General features: G+C 62.6%; 20 protein-coding genes. 11 read left to right on the top strand and 9 right to left on the bottom strand.

The annotated features are described in order from the left end of the window. Positions 1-5: 5 nt before the first annotated feature. From rng to mreB, 5 genes are all read right to left on the bottom strand, one after another. A complete protein-coding gene (rng, locus tag ACNFBR_RS03410) occupies positions 6-1,463 on the bottom strand; it encodes a ribonuclease G (RefSeq protein ID WP_416733666.1) in 1,458 nt (485 codons plus the stop codon). Positions 1,464-1,517: 54 nt separating this feature from the next. Then, complete coding sequence (locus ACNFBR_RS03405) at positions 1,518-2,129, bottom strand: Maf family protein (protein WP_416733665.1); 612 nt, start codon at positions 2,127-2,129, stop codon at positions 1,518-1,520. A 32-nt stretch (positions 2,130-2,161) separates the two neighbouring features. Beyond that, positions 2,162-2,650: a rod shape-determining protein MreD gene (gene mreD, locus ACNFBR_RS03400; RefSeq protein WP_012270641.1), complete on the bottom strand. Its 489-nt coding sequence runs from the start codon at positions 2,648-2,650 to the stop codon at positions 2,162-2,164. Continuing rightward, positions 2,650-3,702 (bottom strand): rod shape-determining protein MreC, encoded by a 1,053-nt coding sequence (gene mreC, locus ACNFBR_RS03395; protein WP_416734024.1) that lies wholly within the window; start codon positions 3,700-3,702, stop codon positions 2,650-2,652. Before mreC ends, mreD begins: the two co-directional genes overlap by 1 nt. 166 nt (positions 3,703-3,868) lie before the next feature. Next, complete coding sequence (gene mreB, locus ACNFBR_RS03390) at positions 3,869-4,906, bottom strand: rod shape-determining protein MreB (protein WP_003255163.1); 1,038 nt, start codon at positions 4,904-4,906, stop codon at positions 3,869-3,871. 205 nt (positions 4,907-5,111) lie between these two features. Here mreB and gatC point away from each other — a divergent pair, with 205 nt between their 5' ends. The 6 genes from gatC to ACNFBR_RS03360 all read left to right on the top strand — a co-directional run bounded on the left by gatC (position 5,112) and on the right by ACNFBR_RS03360 (position 10,294). Further along, on the top strand, positions 5,112-5,399 hold the full coding sequence (gene gatC, locus ACNFBR_RS03385; protein WP_003255165.1) for an Asp-tRNA(Asn)/Glu-tRNA(Gln) amidotransferase subunit GatC: 288 nt from the start codon (positions 5,112-5,114) through the stop codon (positions 5,397-5,399). Positions 5,400-5,414: 15 nt separating this feature from the next. Beyond that, the gene (gene gatA, locus ACNFBR_RS03380; protein ID WP_416733664.1) at positions 5,415-6,866 is read left to right on the top strand and encodes an Asp-tRNA(Asn)/Glu-tRNA(Gln) amidotransferase subunit GatA; all 1,452 of its coding nucleotides are present in this window, start codon (positions 5,415-5,417) and stop codon (positions 6,864-6,866) included. A gap of 11 nt (positions 6,867-6,877) precedes the next feature. Then, positions 6,878-8,323 carry an Asp-tRNA(Asn)/Glu-tRNA(Gln) amidotransferase subunit GatB gene (gene gatB, locus ACNFBR_RS03375; RefSeq protein ID WP_416733663.1) on the top strand — a complete coding sequence of 482 codons (1,446 nt, stop codon included), beginning with the start codon at positions 6,878-6,880 and terminating at the stop codon, positions 8,321-8,323. Positions 8,324-8,430: 107 nt separating this feature from the next. Continuing rightward, complete coding sequence (locus ACNFBR_RS03370; RefSeq protein WP_416733662.1) at positions 8,431-8,805, top strand: septal ring lytic transglycosylase RlpA family protein; 375 nt, start codon at positions 8,431-8,433, stop codon at positions 8,803-8,805. A 60-nt stretch (positions 8,806-8,865) separates the two neighbouring features. Next, complete coding sequence (locus ACNFBR_RS03365; RefSeq protein WP_416734023.1) at positions 8,866-9,909, top strand: calcium/sodium antiporter; 1,044 nt, start codon at positions 8,866-8,868, stop codon at positions 9,907-9,909. Positions 9,910-9,919: 10 nt separating this feature from the next. After that, the gene (locus tag ACNFBR_RS03360) at positions 9,920-10,294 is read left to right on the top strand and encodes a carboxymuconolactone decarboxylase family protein (RefSeq protein WP_416733661.1); all 375 of its coding nucleotides are present in this window, start codon (positions 9,920-9,922) and stop codon (positions 10,292-10,294) included. A gap of 126 nt (positions 10,295-10,420) precedes the next feature. On the opposite strand, the gene ACNFBR_RS03355 is transcribed toward ACNFBR_RS03360, so the two are convergent. The 4 genes from ACNFBR_RS03355 to ACNFBR_RS03340 all read right to left on the bottom strand — a co-directional run bounded on the left by ACNFBR_RS03355 (position 10,421) and on the right by ACNFBR_RS03340 (position 14,792). Then, complete coding sequence (locus ACNFBR_RS03355; protein ID WP_416733660.1) at positions 10,421-11,779, bottom strand: amino acid permease; 1,359 nt, start codon at positions 11,777-11,779, stop codon at positions 10,421-10,423. 56 nt (positions 11,780-11,835) lie between these two features. Continuing rightward, entirely contained in the window at positions 11,836-12,777 is a 942-nt protein-coding gene (locus ACNFBR_RS03350; protein ID WP_416733659.1) for an AEC family transporter, read from the bottom strand. A gap of 198 nt (positions 12,778-12,975) precedes the next feature. Continuing rightward, positions 12,976-13,536, bottom strand: coding sequence for a response regulator transcription factor (locus tag ACNFBR_RS03345; RefSeq protein WP_003255244.1), 561 nt, complete (start codon positions 13,534-13,536; stop codon positions 12,976-12,978). Continuing rightward, the gene (locus ACNFBR_RS03340) at positions 13,536-14,792 is read right to left on the bottom strand and encodes an ATP-binding protein (protein ID WP_012270632.1); all 1,257 of its coding nucleotides are present in this window, start codon (positions 14,790-14,792) and stop codon (positions 13,536-13,538) included. Before ACNFBR_RS03340 ends, ACNFBR_RS03345 begins: the two co-directional genes overlap by 1 nt. 201 nt (positions 14,793-14,993) lie before the next feature. Here ACNFBR_RS03340 and ACNFBR_RS03335 point away from each other — a divergent pair, with 201 nt between their 5' ends. The 5 genes from ACNFBR_RS03335 (at position 14,994) to ACNFBR_RS03315 (ending at position 22,709) form a co-directional block, all read left to right on the top strand. Continuing rightward, entirely contained in the window at positions 14,994-15,710 is a 717-nt protein-coding gene (locus ACNFBR_RS03335; RefSeq protein ID WP_416733658.1) for an SIMPL domain-containing protein, read from the top strand. Between the two features lie 329 nt (positions 15,711-16,039). Beyond that, a complete protein-coding gene (locus ACNFBR_RS03330) occupies positions 16,040-17,665 on the top strand; it encodes an ABC transporter substrate-binding protein (protein ID WP_416733657.1) in 1,626 nt (541 codons plus the stop codon). Positions 17,666-17,805: 140 nt separating this feature from the next. Next, positions 17,806-19,398 (top strand): ABC transporter substrate-binding protein, encoded by a 1,593-nt coding sequence (locus tag ACNFBR_RS03325; RefSeq protein ID WP_416733656.1) that lies wholly within the window; start codon positions 17,806-17,808, stop codon positions 19,396-19,398. Between the two features lie 242 nt (positions 19,399-19,640). Continuing rightward, the gene (locus ACNFBR_RS03320) at positions 19,641-21,020 is read left to right on the top strand and encodes an OprD family porin (RefSeq protein WP_416733655.1); all 1,380 of its coding nucleotides are present in this window, start codon (positions 19,641-19,643) and stop codon (positions 21,018-21,020) included. A gap of 78 nt (positions 21,021-21,098) precedes the next feature. Next, positions 21,099-22,709 carry an ABC transporter substrate-binding protein gene (locus ACNFBR_RS03315; RefSeq protein ID WP_416733654.1) on the top strand — a complete coding sequence of 537 codons (1,611 nt, stop codon included), beginning with the start codon at positions 21,099-21,101 and terminating at the stop codon, positions 22,707-22,709. Positions 22,710-22,729: the final 20 nt, after the last annotated feature.

The raw sequence follows: 22,729 nt of genomic DNA, 5'->3' as shown, positions 1-22,729 counted from the left end.
AGGCCTCAGAGCAGCACCACGTCGTATTGTTCCTGCGAATACATCGACTCGACCTGGAAGCGAATGGTTCGGCCGATGAAGGTTTCCAGTTCCGCCACGTTGCCCGACTCCTCATCCAGCAGGCGATCGACCACCTTCTGGTTGGCCAGCACACGGTAGCCTTCGGCCTGGTAAGCACGGGCCTCGCGGAGGATCTCGCGGAAGATTTCGTAACAAATGGTCTCGGGCGTTTTCAGCTTGCCGCGGCCCTGGCAGGCCAGGCACGGCTCGCACAGCACCTGCTCCAGGCTTTCCCGCGTGCGCTTGCGGGTCATCTGCACCAGGCCCAGCTCGGTGATACCGATGATGTTGGTCTTGGCGTGATCGCGCTCCAACTGCTTTTCCAGGGTACGCAGCACCTGGCGCTGGTGCTCCTCGTCTTCCATGTCGATGAAGTCGATGATGATGATGCCGCCAATGTTGCGCAGGCGCAGTTGCCGGGCGATGGCAGTGGCGGCTTCGAGGTTGGTCTTGAAGATGGTCTCTTCGAGGTTGCGATGGCCGACGAACGCCCCGGTGTTGACGTCGATGGTGGTCATCGCTTCGGCCGGGTCGACCACCAGGTAACCGCCGGACTTCAGCGGTACCTTGCGCTCCAGGGCACGCTGGATCTCGTCTTCGACGCCGTACAAGTCAAAAATTGGTCGCTCGCCTGGGTAGTGTTCCAGGCGATCGGCAATTTCTGGCATCAGCTCGCCGACGAACTGCGTGGTCTTCTGGAAGGTTTCCCGCGAGTCGATGCGGATCTTTTCGATCTTGGGGTTGACCAGGTCGCGCAGGGTACGCAGGGCCAGGCCCAGGTCTTCGTAGATGACCGTGGGCGCGCCGCAGGTCTTGATCTGCGTGCCAATCTGCTCCCACAAGCGGCGCAGGTAGCGGATGTCCTGCAAGATTTCTTCGGCACGCGCGCCCTCGGCGGCGGTGCGCAGGATGAAGCCACCGGCATCCTTGATGTTCTCGCTGTCCATGCAGTCGCTGACCACCTGCTTGAGGCGCTCGCGCTCGGCTTCGTCCTCGATTTTCAGCGAGATACCGACGTGGCTGCTGCGCGGCATGTACACCAGGTAACGCGACGGGATCGACAGCTGGGTGGTCAGGCGCGCCCCTTTGGTGCCGATCGGGTCCTTGGTCACCTGCACCACCAAGGCCTGGCCTTCGTGAACCAATGCGGTGATGTTCTCCACCGCCGAGCCTTCGCGCTGGGATATTTCCGACGCATGGATAAACGCCGCGCGCTCCAGGCCGATGTCGACGAACGCCGCCTGCATGCCCGGCAGTACACGCACCACCTTGCCCTTGTAGATATTGCCGACGATGCCACGGCGCTGGGTGCGCTCGACGTGCACTTCCTGCAGCACCCCGTTTTCCACCACCGCCACACGTGACTCCATCGGGGTGATGTTGATCAGGATCTCTTCACTCATGGCAGGCTCTCGTCAAAGGTCTTTTGTAATGATGGATGGCGTATGCACTGCTGGCTACCGCGGGTTTGTTACCTCTGGCGTATGCGCGAGCGATTGCCAGCAGGTGATGCCGAACTGGCCAAGCAAATCGGCCGTTTCGCTGAGCGGCAAGCCGACCACCGCCGAGTAGCTGCCGGTAAGGCCGGTGACGAACACCGCGGCCAACCCCTGAATGGCGTAGCCGCCAGCCTTGTCCGCCGGCTCGCCACTTTCCCAGTAGCGTTGCGCTTCATCGGTGCCGATGGTTCGAAAACGCACCGTGCTGGTCACGCAAACGCTCTGCACACGCAGGCCTTCGACGAGAGCGACTGCCGTCAGTACCTGATGTTCGCGGCCTGACAGGTCGGCCAGCATGGCCAAGGCATCTTCGCGGTTTTCCGGCTTGCCGAGAATACGACCATCGAGCACCACCGCCGTGTCCGCGCCGAGCACCACAGCCGGGCCCTCGACATTGGCCAGGCCAGCGGCAGCCTTGGCCCGGGCCAGGCGTTCGACGTAGGCCGGGGCGCTTTCGTTGGGTAGCGGGGTTTCATCGATGGGCGCGCTGACAACGCTGAAAGGCACGCCGATCTGGGTCAGCAATTCACGACGACGGGGCGAGCCGGAGGCCAGGTATAGCGGGTTCATGCAGACATCTCCCTGTCAGTGGCGCGTTGCCGTCAGTTGATATGCAAGCGTCGGCGCAGGTCGCGCAGGGCGAAGCTGATCCACGGCCAGAGCAAGGCACTGATCACTGCAGACCAGACCAGCGCCAGGGTAGGCAGACGGTTGCCAGTCAATGCGCTGAGCCACAGCTGAATCAGCTGGGCGATGCCGAAGATCACCAGTATGACCAGGCTCTGCTGCCACATGGGGAACATGCGCAAGCGCTGCTGCAGGGACAGCACCAGGAAGGTGATGAGGGTAAGGATCAGCGCGTTCTGCCCCAGCAAGGTGCCATACAGCACATCCTCGGCCAGACCCAGCAAGAACGCCGTGGTCATGCCGACCTTGTTCGGCACGGCGAGGGTCCAGAACGACACCAGCAAGGCCAGCCACATGGGCCGGAACACTTCCATGAACTGCGGCATGGGCGAAACGCTGAGCAGCAGGCCGATGGCGAAAGTCAGCCAGATGACCCAGCCGTTGTTGCGGCGTGATGCAGCCATCATTGTCTCCGGGGGTGAGCGGGTGCGGCCGGCGTGGCCGGTGCGGCAACCGGGGCCGCAGGCTGCGCGACCGGTGTAGCCGGAGTTGCCGGTGTGGCCGGCACGGCAGGCGCAGCAACGGCAGGTACAGCCTGATCACCGGTAGTGGCCGGTTGGCCAGCAGGCGCAACGCCCTTGCGGTCGGCTTCTTCCTGGGCAATGGCGGCATCGGTGGCACGCTGCTCCGGGCTACGCCGGTCGCTGAACACCAGCAACATGTAGCGGCTGCGGTTGAGCGCGGCCGTGGGGATGGCACGGACGATGGCGAATGGCTGACCGGAGTCGTGGATCACTTCGTTGACCGTGGCCACCGGGTAGCCGGCCGGGAACCGCTGACCCATGCCGGAACTGACCAGCAGGTCGCCTTCCTTGATGTCGGCGGTGTCGGCCACATGGCGCAGCTCCAGGCGCTCCGGGTTGCCGGTGCCGCTGGCGATGGCACGCAAGCCGTTGCGGTTGACCTGCACCGGAATGCTGTGGGTAGTGTCGGTCAGCAACAGCACCCGCGAGGTGTAGGGCATCAACTCGACCACTTGGCCCATCAAGCCACGGGCATCGAGCACCGGCTGACCCAGGAACACACCATCACGCTCACCCTTGTTGATCAGGATGCGATGGGTGAACGGGTTGGGGTCGACACCGATCAGCTCGGCCACTTCGACCTTTTCGTTGACCAGCGCCGAGGAGTTGAGCAACTCGCGCAGCCGCACGTTCTGCTCGGTCAGGGCCGCCAGCTTTTGCAGGCGCCCTTGCAGCAGCAGGGCTTCGGTCTTGAGCTTCTCGTTTTCGGCGATCAGCTCGGTGCGGCTACCGAACTGGCCGGCCACGCCTTGCCAGGCACGCTGCGGCAAGTCGGTGATCCAGTACGACTCCATCAGCACCAGGCCCATCTGGCTGCGCACGGGCTTGAGCACGTCGAAACGCGCGTCGACAACCATCAACGCGACAGACATCACCACCAGAACGAGCAGGCGAACGCCCAGCGAAGGGCCCTTGGAGAAAAGCGGTTTAATGGGCCGTTCCTCGTGGACGACTCAGGAGGTCATTGGACATGGGACAACGCACCAGCCTGGTTGCGGGTTGACGGATACGGCGCCGCAAACGGGCGCCAGCCCAGCACATACAGGTAGCACTGTGCGTACTACCTGTAAACCGGGCGCTCGTGAACAGCGAGCGGGATCACTCGCTGGAGAGCAGGTCCATCGCGTGCTTGTCCATCATTTCCAGGGCGCGACCGCCGCCACGGGCGACACAGGTCAGCGGGTCCTCGGCAACGATCACCGGCAGGCCGGTTTCCTGGGCCAGCAGCTTGTCGAGGTCACGCAGCAGCGCACCACCACCGGTCAACACCAGGCCACGCTCGGCGATGTCCGAGGCCAGCTCCGGCGGCGATTGCTCGAGGGCGCTCTTGACCGCCTGGACGATGGTCGCCAGCGACTCCTGCAGCGCTTCGAGCACTTCGTTGGAGTTCAGGGTGAAGGCACGCGGTACACCTTCGGCCAGGTTACGGCCGCGCACGTCGACTTCACGTACTTCGCCGCCTGGGTAGGCAGTACCGATTTCCTGCTTGATGCGTTCGGCGGTGGACTCGCCGATCAGGCTGCCGTAGTTGCGGCGCACGTAGGTGACGATGGCTTCATCGAAGCGGTCGCCGCCAACGCGGACGGACTCGGCATAGACCACGCCGTTCAGCGAGATCAGGGCGATTTCAGTGGTACCACCACCGATATCGACGACCATCGAACCACGCGCCTCTTCGACCGGCAGGCCGGCACCGATGGCAGCGGCCATAGGCTCTTCGATCAGGAACACTTCACGGGCACCGGCACCCAGTGCCGACTCGCGAATGGCGCGGCGCTCTACCTGGGTCGACTTGCACGGCACGCAGATCAGCACACGCGGGCTTGGCTGCAGGAAGCTGTTCTCGTGAACCTTGTTGATAAAATATTGCAACATTTTTTCGCACACGCTGAAGTCGGCGATTACGCCGTCCTTCATCGGACGAATGGCAGCAATGTTGCCGGGCGTGCGGCCCAGCATGCGTTTGGCTTCGGTACCGACGGCGACGACGCTTTTCTGGTTGCCATGGGTACGGATGGCAACAACCGAGGGCTCATTCAGGACGATACCGCGCTCACGCACGTAAATAAGGGTGTTGGCAGTACCCAGGTCGATGGAAAGATCGCTGGAAAACATGCCACGCAGTTTCTTGAACATGGGAAAGTGACCCTGGGGAAAGCGTGGGTAAAAAAGTGCGGCAAACTCTAACAATGGCAGGGATTTTGGGCAAGGAGCCAATATGTTAAATTGGCTGTTTTTCCGAGCACGCCAGCAGAAATTCGCGGCCGTTAGACCGTCAGAAAGCTGACATGTTCCTCACCGCGGACCCAAATTCCGTTCTTTGTTTCCCTTGGAGATCCTCATGGCGCTTGAACGCTGCGACGTGGAAAAGATCGCCCATCTGGCCCGCCTGGGCCTGAATGATGGCGAACTGCCACGCATTACCGACGCCCTGAACAGCATTCTCGGGCTGGTCGACCAGATGCAAGCGGTCGATACCACGGGTATCGAGCCCTTGGCCCACCCGCTGGAAGCCAGCCAGCGCCTGCGCCCCGACCAGGTCACCGAAAGCAACCAGCGTGATGCCTACCAGGCGATCGCGCCGTCGACCGAAAGCGGTCTGTACCTGGTTCCCAAAGTCATCGAGTAAGGGATAGAGCCTGCCATGCATCAATTGACCCTGGCCGAGATCGCCCGCGGACTCGCCGACAAATCGTTTTCTTCCGAAGAGCTGACCGGCGCGCTGTTGGCGCGCATCAAGCAGCTCGACCCGCAAATCAACAGCTTTATCAGCGTCACCGAAGACCTGGCCCTGGGCCAGGCGCGTGCCGCCGACGCCCGTCGCGCCGCTGGCGAAACCGGCGCGCTGCTGGGTGCGCCGATCGCCCACAAAGACCTGTTCTGCACCAACGGCGTACGCACCAGCTGCGGCTCGAAGATGCTCGACAACTTCAAGGCGCCGTATGACGCCACCGTGGTCGCCAAGCTGGCCGAAGCCGGCATGGTCACCCTGGGCAAGACCAACATGGACGAATTCGCCATGGGTTCGGCCAACGAGTCCAGCCACTATGGCGCGGTGAAGAACCCGTGGAACCTCGAGCACGTCCCAGGCGGCTCGTCGGGTGGTTCGGCTGCCGCAGTGGCCGCGCGCCTGCTGCCGGCCACCACCGGCACCGACACCGGCGGCTCGATCCGCCAGCCAGCGGCACTGACCAACCTCACCGGCCTCAAGCCGACGTACGGTCGCGTGTCGCGCTGGGGCATGATCGCCTACGCCTCCAGCCTCGACCAGGGCGGCCCGCTGGCCCGCACCGCCGAGGACTGCGCCCTGCTGCTGCAAGGCATGGCCGGCTTCGACGCCAAGGACTCCACCAGCATCGAAGAGCCGGTGCCGGACTACAGCGCCAACCTCAACGCTTCGCTGCAGGGCCTGCGCATCGGCCTGCCGAAAGAGTACTTCGGCGCCGGCCTCGACCCACGCATCGCCGAGCTGGTCCAGGCCAGCGTCAAAGAGCTGGAAAAACTCGGCGCGGTGGTCAAGGAAATCAGCCTGCCGAACATGCAGCACGCCATCCCGGCCTACTACGTGATCGCCCCGGCTGAAGCCTCTTCCAACCTCTCGCGTTTCGATGGCGTGCGCTTCGGCTACCGCTGCGAAGAGCCGAAAGACCTCACCGACCTGTACAAGCGCTCCCGTGGCGAAGGCTTCGGCGTTGAAGTACAGCGCCGCATCATGGTCGGCACCTACGCCTTGTCGGCTGGCTACTACGACGCCTACTACGTGAAGGCGCAGCAGATCCGCCGCCTGATCAAGAACGACTTCATGGCCGCGTTCAACGATGTCGACCTGATCCTCGGCCCGACCACGCCAAACCCGGCCTGGAAGCTGGGCGCCAAGAGCAGCGACCCGGTCGCCGCCTACCTGGAAGACGTCTACACCATTACCGCCAACCTGGCGGGCCTGCCGGGCCTGTCGATGCCAGCCGGCTTCGTCGACGGCCTGCCGGTCGGCGTGCAACTGCTGGCGCCTTACTTCCAGGAAGGCCGCTTGCTCAACGTCGCGCACCGCTACCAGCAAGTGACCGACTGGCACACCCGCGCCCCCAACGGCTTCTGAGGAATTCACACATGCAATGGGAAGTTGTGATCGGGCTGGAAATCCACACTCAGCTCGCCACCCAGTCGAAGATTTTCTCCGGCAGCGCCACCACCTTTGGCTCCGAGCCGAACACCCAGGCCAGCCTGGTTGACCTGGGCATGCCTGGCGTACTGCCGGTGCTGAACCAGGAAGCCGTGCGAATGGCGTGCATGTTCGGCCTGGCCATCGATGCCGAAATCGGCAAGCGCAACGTGTTCGCGCGCAAGAACTACTTCTACCCGGACCTGCCCAAGGGCTACCAGATCAGCCAGATGGACCTGCCGATCGTCGGCAAGGGCCACCTGGACATCGCCCTGGAAGACGGCACCATCAAGCGCATCGGCGTAACCCGCGCGCACCTGGAAGAAGACGCCGGCAAGAGCCTGCACGAAGACTTCAGCGGCTCCACCGGCATCGACCTGAACCGTGCCGGCACCCCGCTGCTGGAAATCGTCTCCGAGCCGGACATGCGCAGCGCCAAGGAAGCCGTGGCTTATGTCAAGGCGATCCACGCGCTGGTGCGCTACCTGGGCATCTGCGATGGCAACATGGCCGAAGGCTCGCTGCGTTGCGACTGCAACGTGTCGATCCGCCCGAAAGGCCAGGCCGAGTTCGGCACCCGCTGCGAGATCAAGAACGTCAACTCGTTCCGCTTCATCGAGCGTGCGATCAACAGCGAAATCCAGCGCCAGATCGACCTGATCGAGGACGGCGGCAAGGTGGTGCAGGAAACCCGCCTGTACGACCCGAACAAGGACGAAACCCGCTCCATGCGCAGCAAGGAGGAAGCCAACGACTACCGCTACTTCCCCGACCCGGACCTGCTGCCAGTGGTCATCGAGGACAGCTTCCTCGAAACGGTGCGCGCCGGCCTGCCGGAGCTGCCACCCCAGAAGGTCGAGCGCTTCCAGAGCCAGTACGGCCTGTCGGCCTACGACGCCAACGTGCTGGCTTCCAGCCGCGAACAGGCGGACTACTTCGAAGAAGTGGTGAAGATCGGTGGCGATGCCAAGCTGGCAGCCAACTGGGTCATGGTCGAACTGGGCAGCCTGCTGAACAAGCTGGGTGTGGAAATCGACCAGGCGCCGGTCAGCTCCGCTCAGCTGGGTGGCATGCTGCTGCGCATCCGCGACAACACCATCAGCGGCAAGATCGCCAAGACCGTGTTCGAGGCCATGGCCGCCGGTGAAGGCGATGCCGACAGCATCATCGAAAGCAAAGGCCTGAAACAGGTTACCGACACCGGCGCGATCGACAAGATGCTCGACGAAATGCTGGCAGCCAATGCCGAGCAGGTCGAACAGTACCGCGCAGCCGATGAGGCCAAGCGTGGCAAGATGTTCGGCTTCTTCGTCGGTCAGGCCATGAAAGCCTCCAAAGGCAAGGCCAACCCGGGGCAGGTGAACCAATTGCTCAAGGCCAAGCTCGAAGGGTGACCTGAAAATCGGCGAGGGCTTGGCCCTCGTTCGCGGGCAAGCCCGCTCCCACAGGTACCTGTGGGAGCGGCTTTAGCCGCGAATGGCCGCACTGGAGAGCACCTGACTTGCTAAAACGATCCCTCGGCACCCTGGCCCTCTTCTCCTTCCTGGCCGGCTGCGCCAGCCACGACATCGACCCTCGCGGCTACGACCAGACGGGCACCGCTTCCTATTACGGCTCGCGCCACCACGGCAAACGCACCGCCAGCGGCGAACCCTTCAACCAAAACGGCCTTACCGCCGCCCACCGCAGCCTGCCTTTCGGCACCCGCGTACGGGTCACCAACATGGCCAACCAGCGCAGTGTGGTAGTACGCATCAACGACCGTGGCCCGCACACCCGTGGTCGCCTGATCGACCTGTCACGCGCCGCCGCCGAAAAAATCGGCATGCTCCGTAGCGGAACGGCCCGCGTGCGAGTACAAGGGCTTAGCGACTGACACGACAGGAGTCCGACCATTTTCGACCTGGCCACCCTCCCTACCTTTAGCCTGCTGCAACTGGGCATCGCCCTGCTGTTGCTGATCGGCGGCGCCGAGCTACTGGTGCGCGTCGCGTTGCGCCTGGCGCAGCGCCTGCACGTGCGCCCGCTGATCATCGGCCTGAGCCTGGTGGCCTTCGGCAGTACCGCGCCACAACTGACCGTAAGCCTGCAGGCGGCCTACCAGGGCGCGCCAGATGTGGCGGTAGGCAGCGTGATCGGCAGCAACATCTTCAACGTCCTGGTGATTCTCGGCCTGGCGGCACTGATCATCCCGCTACGCGTATCACGCCAACTGGTGCGCCTGGACATTCCGTTGATGATCATCGCCAGCGGGCTGGTGTACGCACTGTCCGCCAATGGCCACCTGGGCCGAGCCGAAGGAGCGCTGCTACTGCTGGGGCTGGCCGGCTACCTGGCAATGCTCTGGCACCAGTCCCGCCACTATGCACGCACCTACCCCGCCCCGGACAGCGCCAGGGCCAGCGCCGGGCGCTTCTGGTCAGGCACGCTGCTGCAAGTGCTGGTCGGCCTCGGCCTGCTTAGCCTGGCAGGCCACTTGCTGCTGGAAGCCGCCGTCGAAGTGGCCACAGACCTGGGCCTGTCCGAGCGCATCATCGGCCTGACGGTGGTCGCCATCTGCACCTCCCTGCCGGAACTGGCCGCCGCGCTGATCGCCGCCTTGCGTGGCGAACGGGAGATCGCCGTGGGCACAGTGATCGGCAGCAACCTGTTCAACCTGCTGGCCGTTCTGGGGCTGACCGCACTAGTCACCCCACAGCCACTGTCGATCTCGCCCAATGCGCTGTCTTTCGACCTGCCGGTAATGCTCGGCGTTGCCGTGCTGAGCCTGCCAGTGTTCTATTCCGGCTACCGCATCACCCGCGCCGAAGGCCTGGTGTTCCTTTGCCTGTACGTAGCCTACGGCCTGCACGTGGCGGCCTTCACCATGGGTATGCCGCTGGCCGGCCGCCTGGAAAAATTGATGCTGTTCTATGCACTGCCGGTGCTCGCGATGGTGTTGCTGTACACCACCGTGCGTGCCTGGCGCCGCCAACACTAAGGAAAACAACATGGCTGATAGCAAGACGACCGGCGAGCAGATTCGCCGCCAGGTAATGGGTGACGCTTTCGTCGACCGCGCGCTGGGCAATGCCACCGACTTCACCCAGCCGCTGCAGGACTTCGTCAATGAACATGCCTGGGGCAGCGTGTGGGCCCGCGACGGGCTACCGTTGAAAACCCGCAGCCTGATCACCCTGGCCACGCTGACCGCGCTGAAGTGCCCGCAGGAGCTCAAGGGGCATGTGCGCGGGGCGCTGAACAATGGCTGCACAGTCGAGGAAATCCGCGAGGCGTTGCTGCATTGCGCAGTGTATGCGGGCGTGCCGGCGGCGATCGATGCCTTCAGGGCGGCACAGGAAGTGATCGACAGCTACCAAGGCTGATACAGCCCTTTTCAAGCCCGGCCTCTGCGCGGGCACGCCCGCTCCCACTGAGCCCCCACAGGCCTTGAAACCTGTGCTGTACCTGTGGGAGCGGGCGCGCCCGCGAAGAGGCTGGTACGGCCTTACCTATTTGGCTTGGCGAGCCTTCTTCATCTTGAAGGCCACCCACAGCACGGCAATCCACGCTGGGATCAGCATCACCGAGATGCGAATCGGCGGGGTCAGGTACATCACCACCAGAATCAGCACGATGAACGCCAGGCACAGATAGTTGGTCAGCGGGTGCCCCAGGCTTTTGTAGAAGGGGGTGATGCCGGCAGCCAGTTTGGCCTTGCGGAACTTCAGGTGGGTAATGCTGATGCTCGCCCAGTTGATCACCAGCGCCGACACCGCCAGCGCCATCAGCAAACCAAAGGCCTCACCCGGCATGAGGTAGTTGATCACCACGCACAGGCCGGTCGCGAACGCCGACACACCCAATGCGGTCAGTGGCACGCCACTGCGGCTCACCTTCAGCAGCTGGCGTGGGGCATCGCCCTGGCTGGCCAGGCCGAACAGCATACGGCTGTTGGCGTACACACAGCTGTTGTAAACCGACAGCGCAGCCGTCAGCACCACGATATTGAGAATGGTCGCCACCAAGTCGCTGTCCAGTTCGTGGAAGATCATCACGAACGGGCTACCGCCCTGCACCACTTTCTGCCACGGGTACAGCGACAACAGTACCGCCAGGGCACCGATGTAGAAGATCAGGATGCGGTACACCACCTGGTTGGTGGCCTTGGGGATGCTCTGGCGCGGGTTGTCGGCCTCGGCGGCGGTGATACCCACCAGCTCCAGGCCACCGAACGAGAACATGATCACCGCCAGCGCCATCACCAGGCCGGTGACCCCGTTAGGGAAGAAACCACCGTACTGCCAAAGGTTGGCCACACTGGCATCCGGGCCACCATGGCCGCTGCTCAAAAGCCAGGCGCCAAAGCCGATCATGCTGACGATGGCCACCACCTTGACCAGGGCGAACCAGAACTCCATCTCGCCGTAGACCTTCACCTGGGTCAGGTTGATCAGGTTGATCACCACGAAGAAAATCGCCGCCGTGGCCCAGGTGGGGAAGTCCGGCCACCAGTACTGCACGTAAATGCCGACCGCCGTCAGCTCGGCCATGCCGACCAGGACGTACACCACCCAGTAGTTCCAACCCGAGACAAAGCCTGCGAACTCGCTCCAGTACTGGTGGGCAAAGTGGCTGAAGCTGCCTGCGACCGGCTCTTCCACCACCATTTCGCCCAGCTGGCGCATGATCAGAAAGGCCATCAGGCCGGCGATGGCGTAGCCCAGCAGCACGGAGGGGCCGGCCAGCTGGATGGTCTGGGCGATACCCAGGAACAAGCCGGTACCGATGGCCCCGCCCAGCGCGATCAGCTGGATATGGCGATTCTTCAACCCGCGCTGTAACCGCTCGGGCGTGCTCTGGTCTTGCATGAAGTGTCCTTTAGCTCAGTGAGGCAGTGTTGTTGCTGTTATTTGCAGTCAAGGATCTAGATCCATCCGCCCCACTGCAAGATGAAAATACCAATGTTGGTGGTGATCGCCGCCATTAGCGTGGTAATGACGATGATCGACGCGGCCAGCTCATGGTTGCCGTTGGCCGCCCGCGCCATCACATAACTGGCCGCCGCGGTCGGGCTGCCGATGTACAGAAACAGGATGCCCAACTCCGCACCACGAAAACCACACAGCCAGGCACCAAGGGTACCCAGCAGCGGCAGGCAGACCATTTTTACCAGGCTGGCATCGATGGCCAGCCGGCCACAGTCACGCAACGCCGCCAGCGACAACGTGCCACCGATGCAGATCAACGCCAGCGGCAGGGTCATCTGCGCCAGGTAGTCGCCCGACGTCAGCAGCCAGTTGGGCAGCGGCACCTGGCCGTAAGCCATCGGCGTGGCCACCAGCACGCTGATGATCAACGGGTTGCTGAAAATGCTCTTGCAGATGCTCCACGGGTCGGACTTCAGATCCGGGCTGTACACCGCCAGCACCACCGCCGACAGCGAGTTGTACATGAGGATGACCAGCCCGGCGAGCACCGCCCCCAGGGAAATACCATAGTCACCGTACAGGCTGGCAGCCAGGGCCAGGCCGATCACGCCGTTGTTGCCGCGGAATGCGCCCTGGGTATAGATGCCCCGGTCGGCCAACGGGCTGCGCCAGATGGCCAGGCCCCAGGCAATGGCGAAGCCGACCAGGGTGGCAGCGATGAAGTACAGCATGACACCGGGTTTGACCGCTGCGGACAGATCGGCATGGTAGATGCCAAGGAACAGCAGCGCCGGCATGCACACATTGAACACCAGCTGCGAGGCGACGCGGTTGAAGTTGTCGTCGATCAGGTGGATGCGTTTGAGCAGCACGCCCATGAACAGCATGGCGAAAACCGGGGCCGTGATGTTCAGCGTCTGGATAAGAAGGGCGAGCATGCGCAAGCGATCCTGGAGGGGGTTGCCGTTAGGCGGCTAATGATACGCCAACGGCCGGAATTTGCGGGGATCGCGGGATGTTATAGATAAATTTCTGTCCGTACCGGCCTCTTCGCGGGCAAGCCCGCTCCTACAACAACCGCGTCAGCCTGTAGGAGCGGGCTTGCCCGCGAAGAGGCCGGCACTGCCAGTAAAGACTCAGCGCCGAACCGGCCGCTTCTGCAGCTTGCGTTGCAAGGTCCGCCGGTGCATGCCCAGCGCCCGCGCGGTGGCCGAGATGTTGCCCTCGTGCTCGTTCAGTACGCGCTGAATGTGCTCCCACTGCAGGCGGTCGACCGACATCGGGTTTTCTGGCACCAGGGTATCCAGGTCGGTGTGCTCCGACAGCAGCGCTGCCAGCACATCATCGGCATCAGCCGGCTTGCACAGGTAGTTGCAGGCACCACGTTTCACCGCCTCCACCGCAGTGGCAATGCTCGAGTAACCGGTCAGGATCACCACGCGCATTTCCGGGTCCAGCTCCAGCAGCTTGGGCAGCAGCACCAGGCCGGAGTCGCCGTCCATCTTCAGGTCCAGCGTGGCGTAGTCCGGCAGGTCCTGCTGGGCCAGGATCAAGCCTTCCTCGGCAGAGCTGGCGGTGCTCACGCGGAAACCGCGACGGCTCATGGCCCGCGCCATGACCCGGGTGAAGGTGGCATCGTCATCCACCAGCAGCAGGTGCGGCAGCTCTTCGCTTTCGACCTGGTTTTCTTCGCTCATCATTCATCTCCTCGCTTGCCATAGGGCAGGCGCAGTTCGGTCAGGGTGCCACCCTGTTCATGACTATAGAGTTTTACCGAACCGCCCGCACGGGTCACGCTGGCCTTGCTCAAGAACAGGCCCAGGCCGAAGCCTTTGCCCTTGGTGGTAATGAAAGGTTTGCCGATGGCTTCGGCAATGGCCGGCGGCACGCCGGGGCCATGGTCGCGGATGCTGATGACGATGTCCTGGGCGTCCCAGTCAAGGCGCACTTCCAGGTCATCGGGGCAGGCATCGGCGGCATTGTTCAACAGGTTGAGCAGCGCTTGGGTCAAGTCCGGTGGCGGCGTCAGCCGCGGCACCTTGCCATCGCGCAGGCGCTGGAAGCGGTAGCTGGCTTCCGGACGCATCAAGTGCCAGCGGTTCAGCGCTTCGTCCAGCCAGGCGGTTACATCCTGCTCCACGATCGCCAGGCGTCGGTTGGCTTCGGCAGCGCGCACCAGCTGTTGCAAGGTTTCCTTGCACAGCTTTACCTGGTCCTGGAGGATTTGCAGGTCCTCCTGCAACAGCGGGTCGGTGTGGTCCTGGCGCATTTCGTTGATCAGCACGCTCATGGTCGCCAGCGGCGTCCCCAGCTCATGGGCGGCACCCGCGGCCTGGGTGGCCACGGCCAGCAGCTGCTCGTCGCGCAGGCTTTCTTCACGCCGTTCGGAACGCAATTGCTCCTGGCGGCGCAGCTCTTCGGCCATGCGCGCGGCAAAGAAGGTGATCACTGCCGCAGCCAGGGCAATACTCAGCCACATGCCGTAGACCTGCATCTTGTCCCGCGCCATGGGCAGGCCTTCCAGCGGGTAGAACTGCACCAGCAGCAGGCTGTAGGCCGTCAGGGCAATGCCCGAGAGGATCAGCGAATACAGCCACGGCAAGGTCACCGCGGCAATCGCCAGCGGCACCAGGTAATAGGAAACGAACGGGTTGGTCGAGCCGCCGGAGTAATACAGCAAGGCACTGTGGATCAGCAGGTCACATGCCAACTGCAGGGCATACTCCATTTCGGTCACTGGCAGCGACAGGCGCAGGCGCAGGGCCGTGAAGGCACACAGCAGCGAAGACAAGGCCAAGGTGCCGGCCAGCGACAGCCAGGGCAACGGCAGCAGTTCGGTCCAGTAGGCAACGCCCACCGAGCCGGCCTGGGCAGCCAGGACCAGGACCCGAATGACGGTCAGGCGCCAGAGGTTCTGGCGGGTAGCGGACAACGGTTGTACGGCAGCGAGCATGAGCTCTCCTGATGAGTGCTCCAGAAAATCGGCTGGAGTATACCGAAGCCGGGCGCCTCGCTGCAGCGATGCGGCAAAGCGCCACACTTTGTCACAGGTTGATGATGGCACTTTTGAACCCACTACACTGTTGCCGGTCTGATGGGCCATGCGTGGAATGGACGACCAGACCCCACGCCTTTCATTGTCAAGGAGTACCCCATGCAAATCCCACGTCGCGGCGCCGCCCTCATCCTCTCTTGCGGCCTGCTCGCCAGCCTGCCGGCGCTGGCTGCCGATGAACCACGTTTCAACCAGGTATCGCTGCGTGCTGAAGTCAGCAAGGAAGTGGCGCGCGACCTGATGGTCGTGACCCTGTACAGCGAAGCGCAGAACAGTGACCCGGGCAAGCTCGCCAAGCAGATCACCGAAACCATGAACAAGGCCGTGCAGCAGTCGCGCCAGGTCAAGGACGTGAAAATCAGCCAGGGCAGCCGCAACAGCTACCCGGTGTATGACAGCAAGGGCCAGAAGATCACCGGCTGGCGCGAACGCGCCGAACTGCGCCTGGAGAGCGCCAACTTCCCGGCCTTGTCCCAGCTGACCGCCGACTTGCTGCAAGAGCTGAAAATGGGCGGCATGGACTTCTCCATCGCCCCCGCCACGCGCAAAGCCAGCGAGGATGCACTGCTCAAGGATGCGGTCGATGCCTTCAAGGCCCGCGCACAACTGGCCACCGAGGCGCTGGGCGGCAAGGGCTACAAAGTGGTCAGCCTGAACCTCAACAGCAGTGGCTACCCACGCCCGTACCTGCGTAGCGCACCGATGGCAATGAAGGCCATGGGGGCTGATGAGGCGGCACCGGCGCCGGACATCGAGGCAGGCACCAGTGAAGTGAGCATGAATGCCGATGGCCTGATCGAAGTACAGATGCCTTAACGGGTTCACCAAGCACCTGTGGGAGCGGGCCGGCCCGCTGCCACAGGCATTGCTTCAAATGCAGATTTGACGCCCCTTCCTACGCACCAACAAGGTGCTTCCTACATACACTCCCGCCTCGAAACATCTTGCAAAATGCCATCATTTTGCCTGCGCAAACGTTTAACTTCGCCGAAAGTTATACCGATGCGACATCCATGTACGGTCGTACCACTTTTCCGGCGCCAACTATCCTTCTTCCTGTTGCATTGGGAACACCCCCTGCATAAGTATCCGCAGGTCGGCTCACGAGGCCACCTCATCCAAAAAATGACAACAATGAGGCCACCATGCTTAAACACGCAGTCATTCCGTTCCTGCTTGGCGCAGGCTTGCTCACCGGCGCACCGTCGGCCCTTGCCGTGTCCAACCTGGTGTTCTGCTCCGAAGGCAGCCCGGCCGGTTTCGACCCAGGGCAGTACACCACCGGGACCGACTTCGACGCCTCGGCCGAGACCGTGTTCAACCGCCTGACCCAGTTCGAACGTGGCGGCACCGCGGTCACCCCGGGGCTGGCGACCCAATGGGACGTGTCCGACGATGGCAAGACCTACACCTTCCACCTGCGCGAAGGGGTCAAGTTCCATACCACCGACTACTTCAAGCCCAGCCGCCCGTTCAACGCCGACGACGTGCTGTTCACCTTCAACCGCATGCTCGACAAGGAGCAACCGTTCCGCAAGGCCTACCCCACCGAGTTCCCGTACTTCACCGACATGGGTATGGACAAGAATATCGCCAAGGTGGAGAAGCTCGACGAGCACACGGTGAAGTTCACCCTCAACGAAGTGGATGCCGCGTTCATCCAGAACCTGGCCATGAGCTTTGCCTCGATCCAGTCCGCCGAGTACGCCGACCAGTTGCTCAAGAATGGCAAGGCCGCCGACATCAACCAGAAACCGATCGGCACCGGCCCGTTCGTATTCAGCAAGTACCAGAAGGACGCGCAGATCCGCTTCAAGGGCAACAAGGACTACTGGCAGCCCGATGACGTGAAGATCGACAACCTGATCTTTGCCATCACCACCGATGCCTCGGTGCGCATGCAGAAGCTGAAAAAGAACGAGTGCCAGGTCACGCTGTTCCCCCGCCCGGCCGATATCGAGCCGCTAAAACAAGACCCAAAGCTGAAAATGCCTGACCAGGCCGGTTTCAACCTGGGCTACATCGCCTACAACGTGATGGACAAGATCAAGGGCAGTAGCGACGCCAACCCCATGGCCCAGCTGAAAGTACGCCAGGCGCTGGATATGGCCGTGGACAAGAAGAAGATCATCGAGTCCGTCTACCAGGGCGCTGGCCAGTTGGCAGTCAACGCCATGCCACCTACCCAATGGTCCTATGACACCACTATCAAGGACGCGCCCTTCGACCCCGAGAAAGCCAAGCAACTGCTCAAGGAAGCCGGCATCAAGGAAGGCACTGAGATCACCCTGTGGGCCATGCCGGTACAACGCCCGTACAACCCCAATGCCAAGCTGATGGCCGAAATGCTCCAGGCCGACTGGGCCAAGATCGGCATCAAGGCCAAGATCGTCAGCTACGAATGGGGCGAGTACATCAAACGCTCCAAAGGCGGCGAACAGGGCGCCATGCTGATTGGCTGGAGCGGTGACAACGGTGACCCGGACAACTGGCTGGGTACGCTCTACGGTTGCGATGCCGTGGATGGCAACAACTTCTCCAAGTGGTGCTACAAGCCCTACGACGACCTGATCAGGCAGGCCAAGGCCACTTCCGACCAGGCCAAGCGCACCGAGCTGTACCAAAAAGCACAACACATCCTCAAGGAGCAGGTACCGATCACTCCGATCGCCCACTCCACCGTGTACCAGCCCATGAGCGCCAAGGTAAAGGACTACAAGATCAGCCCATTCGGCCTGAACTCCTTCTACGGCGTCAGCGTGGACAAATAGGCTGATCGTGGCACCCGCTGAGCGGCGGGTGCCCCTTACCACCCTTTCATGTCGTCCTGCGGCTATCCGCCGCGGGGTCGGCGAACTGTTGCCGTCATTCGTACCCCGAGGCGGCGCAAACAGACGAAAAAGGACTTGCCATGCGTCACGCCAACCGCCTTTCTACCCTGCTGGCCCTGGGCCTGATCAGCCAATCTCCGGCCCTGCTGGCCAACAACCTGGTGTTCTGCTCCGAAGGCAGCCCAGCCGGCTTCGACACCGCCCAGTACACCAGCGCCACCGATAACGACGCCGCCGAGCCGATCTACAACCGGCTGGTCGAGTTCGAGCGCGGCGGTACTGCCGTACACCCTGCCCTGGCGACCCGCTGGGAAGTGTCCGACGATGGCCTGCGCTACACCTTCCACCTGCGTGAAGGGGTGAAGTTCCACAGCAACAAGGCCTTCAGCCCGAGCCGCGACCTCAACGCCGACGACGTGCTGTTCACCTTCAACCGCATGCTCGACAAGGGGCATCGGTTCCGCCAGGCCTACCCTACCGAGTTCCCCTATTTCATCAGCATGGGCCTGGACAAGAACATCGCCCGTGTCGAGAAGGTCGGCCCGCTGACCGTGGTATTCACCCTGAACACGGTCGATGCCGCATTCATCCAGAACCTGGCCATGAGCTTCGCCTCCATCCTCTCCGCTGAATACGCCGACCAGCTATTGGCCAGCGGACGCCCCAGCGACATCAACCAGCAGCCGATCGGTACCGGGCCGTTCGTGTTCCAGCGATACCAGAAGGATTCGCAGATCCGCTACAAGGGCAACCCGCACTACTGGGCACCGAACGAGGTGAAGATCGACAACCTGGTGTTCTCGATCAACATCGACCCCTCGGTGCGCATCCAGAAGCTGCGCCGCAACGAGTGCCAGGTCACCCTGCACCCACGCCCGGCCGACTTGCCGGCGCTCAAGGCCGACAGCAAGCTGCAAGTACTGCAGCAACCGGGCTTCAACCTCGGCTACATCGCCTACAACACCCAGCACCCACCGTTCGACCGCTTGGAAGTACGCCAGGCCATGGACATGGCGGTGAACAAGAAAGCCATCATCCAGGCGGTGTACCAGGATTCCGGCCAGCTGGCGGTCAACGCCATGCCACCGACCCAGTGGTCCTATGACGAAAGCCTCAAGGACGCACCCTACGACCCGGAGAAGGCCAGGCAACTGCTGCAGCAGGCCGGCGTCAAGCCCGGCACCGCAATCACCTTGTGGGCGATGCCGGTGCAACGTCCGTACAACCCCAACGCCAAGCTGATGGCCGAAATGCTCCAGGCCGACTGGAACAAGCTCGGTTTCAAGGTGCGCATCGTCAGCTACGAATGGGGTGAATACCTCAAGCGCATGAAAAGCGGCGAGCACGATATCGCCCTGATCGGCTGGACCGGTGACAACGGCGACCCGGACAACTGGCTGGGCACCCTCTACAGCTGCGATGCCATCGGCAGCAACAACTACTCGCTGTGGTGCGACCCGCAGTACGACAGCCTGGTCAAGCAAGCCAAGCAGGTGACCGACCGTGCGCAGCGCACCGCCCTGTACCAGCAGGCACAGCAGCGGCTCAAGCAGCAGGTACCGATTACTCCGGTGGCGCATTCCACGGTGAACCAGCCGCTCAGCGTCAAGGTTTCCCAGTTCAAGGTCAGCCCATTTGGGCGCAATGATTTTTCCGGCGTGAGTGTTGATTGAGCACTGACCGCTAACGGCCCCTTCGCGGGCATGTCGGGTCGCCGCACCGCCGCTCCCACAGGATCACTACAGGTTCAGCACTTGCGAGCTGCCTGTGGGAGCGGGCGAGCCCGCGAAAGCGCCAGAACAGGCAACACATCTCCCCGATTCAGCCCGGCGACCCCGTGGCGACCCTGGCAACACCGCAACCCCATCCGGCCCACAAGGCTGGCAATAACTAGAAAACAAAGGGAGCTTCAACCTTGAGAGTATCCACCCTGACCGCACTGGCCCTATCCATCAGTGCCTTGTCCACCGTGGCCCTGGCTGACCCACAAAGCCAGGCCTACATCCCGCTCACCCTCAAAGACAGCAGCGAGCAAGCGCAGGCCAGCGGTTTCATCGATGGCCAGAGCCTGTCCGGCAGTACCCGCAACTGGTACGCCCGCGAGCGCGCCGCACGCGCCCCGTTGTGGAAGTACTACAGCAGCGACGGTACCCGCCACCCCACCCACACCCGGGAAAACTGGGTGCAGGGCACCATCCTCAACTACAGTTCCGGCTTTACCCAAGGCACCGTCGGCATTGCCGTCGAAGCCGCTGGCTACAACGCCATCGCTCTGCAGCAAAGCCGCGAGGCCGTCGCCGGCCCCAACAACCGCACCCTCACCCACAGCGATGGCGACCCCATTGGCCAGTGGAGCAAGTTGGGCCTGGGCAACATCAAGGCGCGCGTGTCCAACACCACCCTTACCCTCGGCCGCCAGACGGTGGACACGCCGATGATCGCCTACATCGGCAACCGCGCCCTGCCGTCGAGCTTCCAGGGCGCGTTCCTGCACAGCGCCGAATTCGACAACCTCAGCTTCGACCTGGGTACCTTCGACCGGGTCTCGCCACGCACCGAACAAAGCCTCAGCAAGTTCCGCAGCGAATACAGCGCCACCGGCGTGGAAACCGACCGCGCCAGCACCGCCGGCATCAACTACCAGCCGTTCAAGAGCCTGAGCACCAGCCTGTACGCCACCAAGGTCGACGACTTCTGGAACCAGTACTACGTCGGCGCCAACCACGTGCTCGGCGACAGCGCGGTGCTCAGCCTGAGCACCGGGCTGAACTACTACAAGACCGTCGATGCCGGCAGCCAGAAAATGGGCAAGATCGACAACGACACCTACAGCCTGTCGCTCGGTCTGACCCACCAGGCCCACACCCTCAGTGCCGCGTGGCAGCAGGTCAACGGCAACGAGTACTTCGACTACCTGCACGAAACCAATGGCATTTACCTGGCCAACTCGCTGTTGTCGGACTTCAACGGGCCCAACGAAAAATCGCTGCAGATTTCCTACGTGCTGAACATGGCGCCCTATGGCGTGCCAGGCCTGAAGTTCAACCTGTACAACGCCCGCGGCTGGGGTATCGATGGCACCCACTATCGCGGTACGGCCTACGACGTGAACGGTATGAATGGCGAAACCCACTATGAGTGGGGTATCGGTACCAGCTACGCGGTGCAGAGCGGCCCGCTGAAAGACACCAGCATCCGCGCCACCTATACCGCGCACCGCGCCAGCAAGGCCCAGGCCGATGGCAGCCTGGATGAATTCCGGGTGGTGACCACCATTCCGTTCAACATTCTCTGACCGTCGACGCCACGGCCCACTTCACAGCGGGCCGTGGCGGCTACGCTGGAACCAATGCAAGCAGGGAGTCATCAACCCATGCAGAGAGCTTTCATGAAATCGCTACCGCTACACCTGGCCCTGGCCGCACTGGTGCTGGGCAGCGCCACGCAACTGGCGGCCAAACCGCTGGTGGTATGCACCGAAGCCAGCCCGGAAGGGTTCGACGTTGTTCAATACACCACGGCGGTGACCTTCGATGCATCGTCCGAAACCCTGTTCAACCGCCTGGTCGACTTCAAACCCGGTACCACCGACATCCAGCCAGCCCTGGCCGAGCGCTGGGACGTCTCGCCAGATGGCCTGACCTACACCTTCCACCTGCGCCAAGGGGTGAAGTTCCACACCACCGACTACTTCAAGCCAACCCGTGAATTCAACGCCGACGACGTACTGTGGAGCCTCAACCGCCAGCTTGACCCCAACCATCCGTGGCACGACAAGACCAGTGTCGGCTACCCGTATTTCGAGAGCATGGCCTTCAAAGACCTGCTCAAATCGGTAAGCAAGGCCGACGACCACACCGTGGTGATCACCCTCACCCGCCCGGAAGCGCCCTTCCTGCACGACATGGCCATGGGCTTCACCTCGATCTACTCCGCCGAGTACGGCGACCAGTTGCTCAGGGCCGGGAAAACCGCCGAGCTGAACAGCAAGCCGATCGGCACAGGGCCGTTCATCTTCCAGCGTTACAACAAAGACGCACAGGTACGCTTCAAACCGAACCCGGATTACTTTCGCGGCAAACCACCGGCCGACGCCCTGATATTCGCCATTTCCACCGACAACAACGTGCGGCTACAGAAGCTGCGCGCCAACGAATGCCAGGTCGCGCTGTACCCCAAACCCGAAGATGTGCCGTCGATCAAGGCCGACCCCAAGCTCAAGGTCGCCGAGACCGAGGCCTTGGTCACCGGTTACATCGCCATGAATACCCAGCACAAGTACCTCAGCGATGTACGCGTGCGCAAAGCCATCAATATGGCGTTCGACCGCCAGACCCACATCGACCAGCTGTTCGGCAAAGGCAACGCGCTGGTAGGCGTGAACCCCTACCCGCCTTCCATGCCTGGCTACAACACCGCCAACCAGAACGCGCCCCACGACCCAGCCAAGGCTCGCGCACTGCTCAAGGAGGCCGGTGTGCCGGAAGGCACGGTCATCACCCTGTTCACCCGCAACGGTGGCGGTCAAACCAACCCCAACCCGCGTTTGTCCGCCGAGATGCTGCAAGCCGACCTGAAACAGGTCGGCCTGACGCTGGACATCCGCGTAATGGAATGGGCCGAAATGCTGCGCCGCGCGAAAAACGGCGAAGCCGACCTGGTATCCACGGGCTGGGCTAGCGACAACGGCGACCCGGACAACTTCCTCACCCCGCTGCTCAGTTGCGACGCCGCCAAAACCGGCGAGAACTACGCCCGCTGGTGCAACTCGAAATTCCAGGAACTGATTACCCGCGCCCGCGAGGTCATCGACAACGACGAACGTGCAAGGCTCTATAGCGAGGCATTGAAGGTGTACGATGACGACCAACCCTGGATCAGCATGGCCCACCCGAAGCTGTTCACCGCCATGCGTGACAACGTGGAGGGCTACGTGATCAGCCCTCTGACCAACAACAACTTCGCCACCACCAAGGTGAAGTAGAACAACAACGATCGCCGGCA

The sequence above is a fragment of the Pseudomonas sp. NY11955 genome (assembly GCF_048068035.1).
Classification (GTDB): Bacteria; Pseudomonadota; Gammaproteobacteria; order Pseudomonadales; family Pseudomonadaceae; genus Aquipseudomonas.
The sequence above is the reverse complement of the archived record's forward strand: the minus strand, read 5'-3'. Positions and strand labels throughout refer to the sequence as shown.

Excerpts from the sequence above, each read along its gene's own strand:
- rng (WP_416733666.1), bottom strand. The coding sequence starts at position 1,463 with ATGAGTGAAGAGATCCTGATCAACATCACCCCGATGGAGTCACGTGTG.
- ACNFBR_RS03405 (WP_416733665.1), bottom strand. The coding sequence starts at position 2,129 with ATGAACCCGCTATACCTGGCCTCCGGCTCGCCCCGTCGTCGTGAATTG.
- mreD (WP_012270641.1), bottom strand. The coding sequence starts at position 2,650 with ATGGCTGCATCACGCCGCAACAACGGCTGGGTCATCTGGCTGACTTTC.
- mreB (WP_003255163.1), bottom strand. The coding sequence starts at position 4,906 with ATGTTCAAGAAACTGCGTGGCATGTTTTCCAGCGATCTTTCCATCGAC.
- gatC (WP_003255165.1), top strand. The coding sequence starts at position 5,112 with ATGGCGCTTGAACGCTGCGACGTGGAAAAGATCGCCCATCTGGCCCGC.
- gatA (WP_416733664.1), top strand. The coding sequence starts at position 5,415 with ATGCATCAATTGACCCTGGCCGAGATCGCCCGCGGACTCGCCGACAAA.
- gatB (WP_416733663.1), top strand. The coding sequence starts at position 6,878 with ATGCAATGGGAAGTTGTGATCGGGCTGGAAATCCACACTCAGCTCGCC.
- ACNFBR_RS03360 (WP_416733661.1), top strand. The coding sequence starts at position 9,920 with ATGGCTGATAGCAAGACGACCGGCGAGCAGATTCGCCGCCAGGTAATG.
- ACNFBR_RS03355 (WP_416733660.1), bottom strand. The coding sequence starts at position 11,779 with ATGCAAGACCAGAGCACGCCCGAGCGGTTACAGCGCGGGTTGAAGAAT.
- ACNFBR_RS03350 (WP_416733659.1), bottom strand. The coding sequence starts at position 12,777 with ATGCTCGCCCTTCTTATCCAGACGCTGAACATCACGGCCCCGGTTTTC.
- ACNFBR_RS03345 (WP_003255244.1), bottom strand. The coding sequence starts at position 13,536 with ATGAGCGAAGAAAACCAGGTCGAAAGCGAAGAGCTGCCGCACCTGCTG.
- ACNFBR_RS03340 (WP_012270632.1), bottom strand. The coding sequence starts at position 14,792 with ATGCTCGCTGCCGTACAACCGTTGTCCGCTACCCGCCAGAACCTCTGG.
- ACNFBR_RS03335 (WP_416733658.1), top strand. The coding sequence starts at position 14,994 with ATGCAAATCCCACGTCGCGGCGCCGCCCTCATCCTCTCTTGCGGCCTG.
- ACNFBR_RS03330 (WP_416733657.1), top strand. The coding sequence starts at position 16,040 with ATGCTTAAACACGCAGTCATTCCGTTCCTGCTTGGCGCAGGCTTGCTC.
- ACNFBR_RS03325 (WP_416733656.1), top strand. The coding sequence starts at position 17,806 with ATGCGTCACGCCAACCGCCTTTCTACCCTGCTGGCCCTGGGCCTGATC.
- ACNFBR_RS03315 (WP_416733654.1), top strand. The coding sequence starts at position 21,099 with ATGCAGAGAGCTTTCATGAAATCGCTACCGCTACACCTGGCCCTGGCC.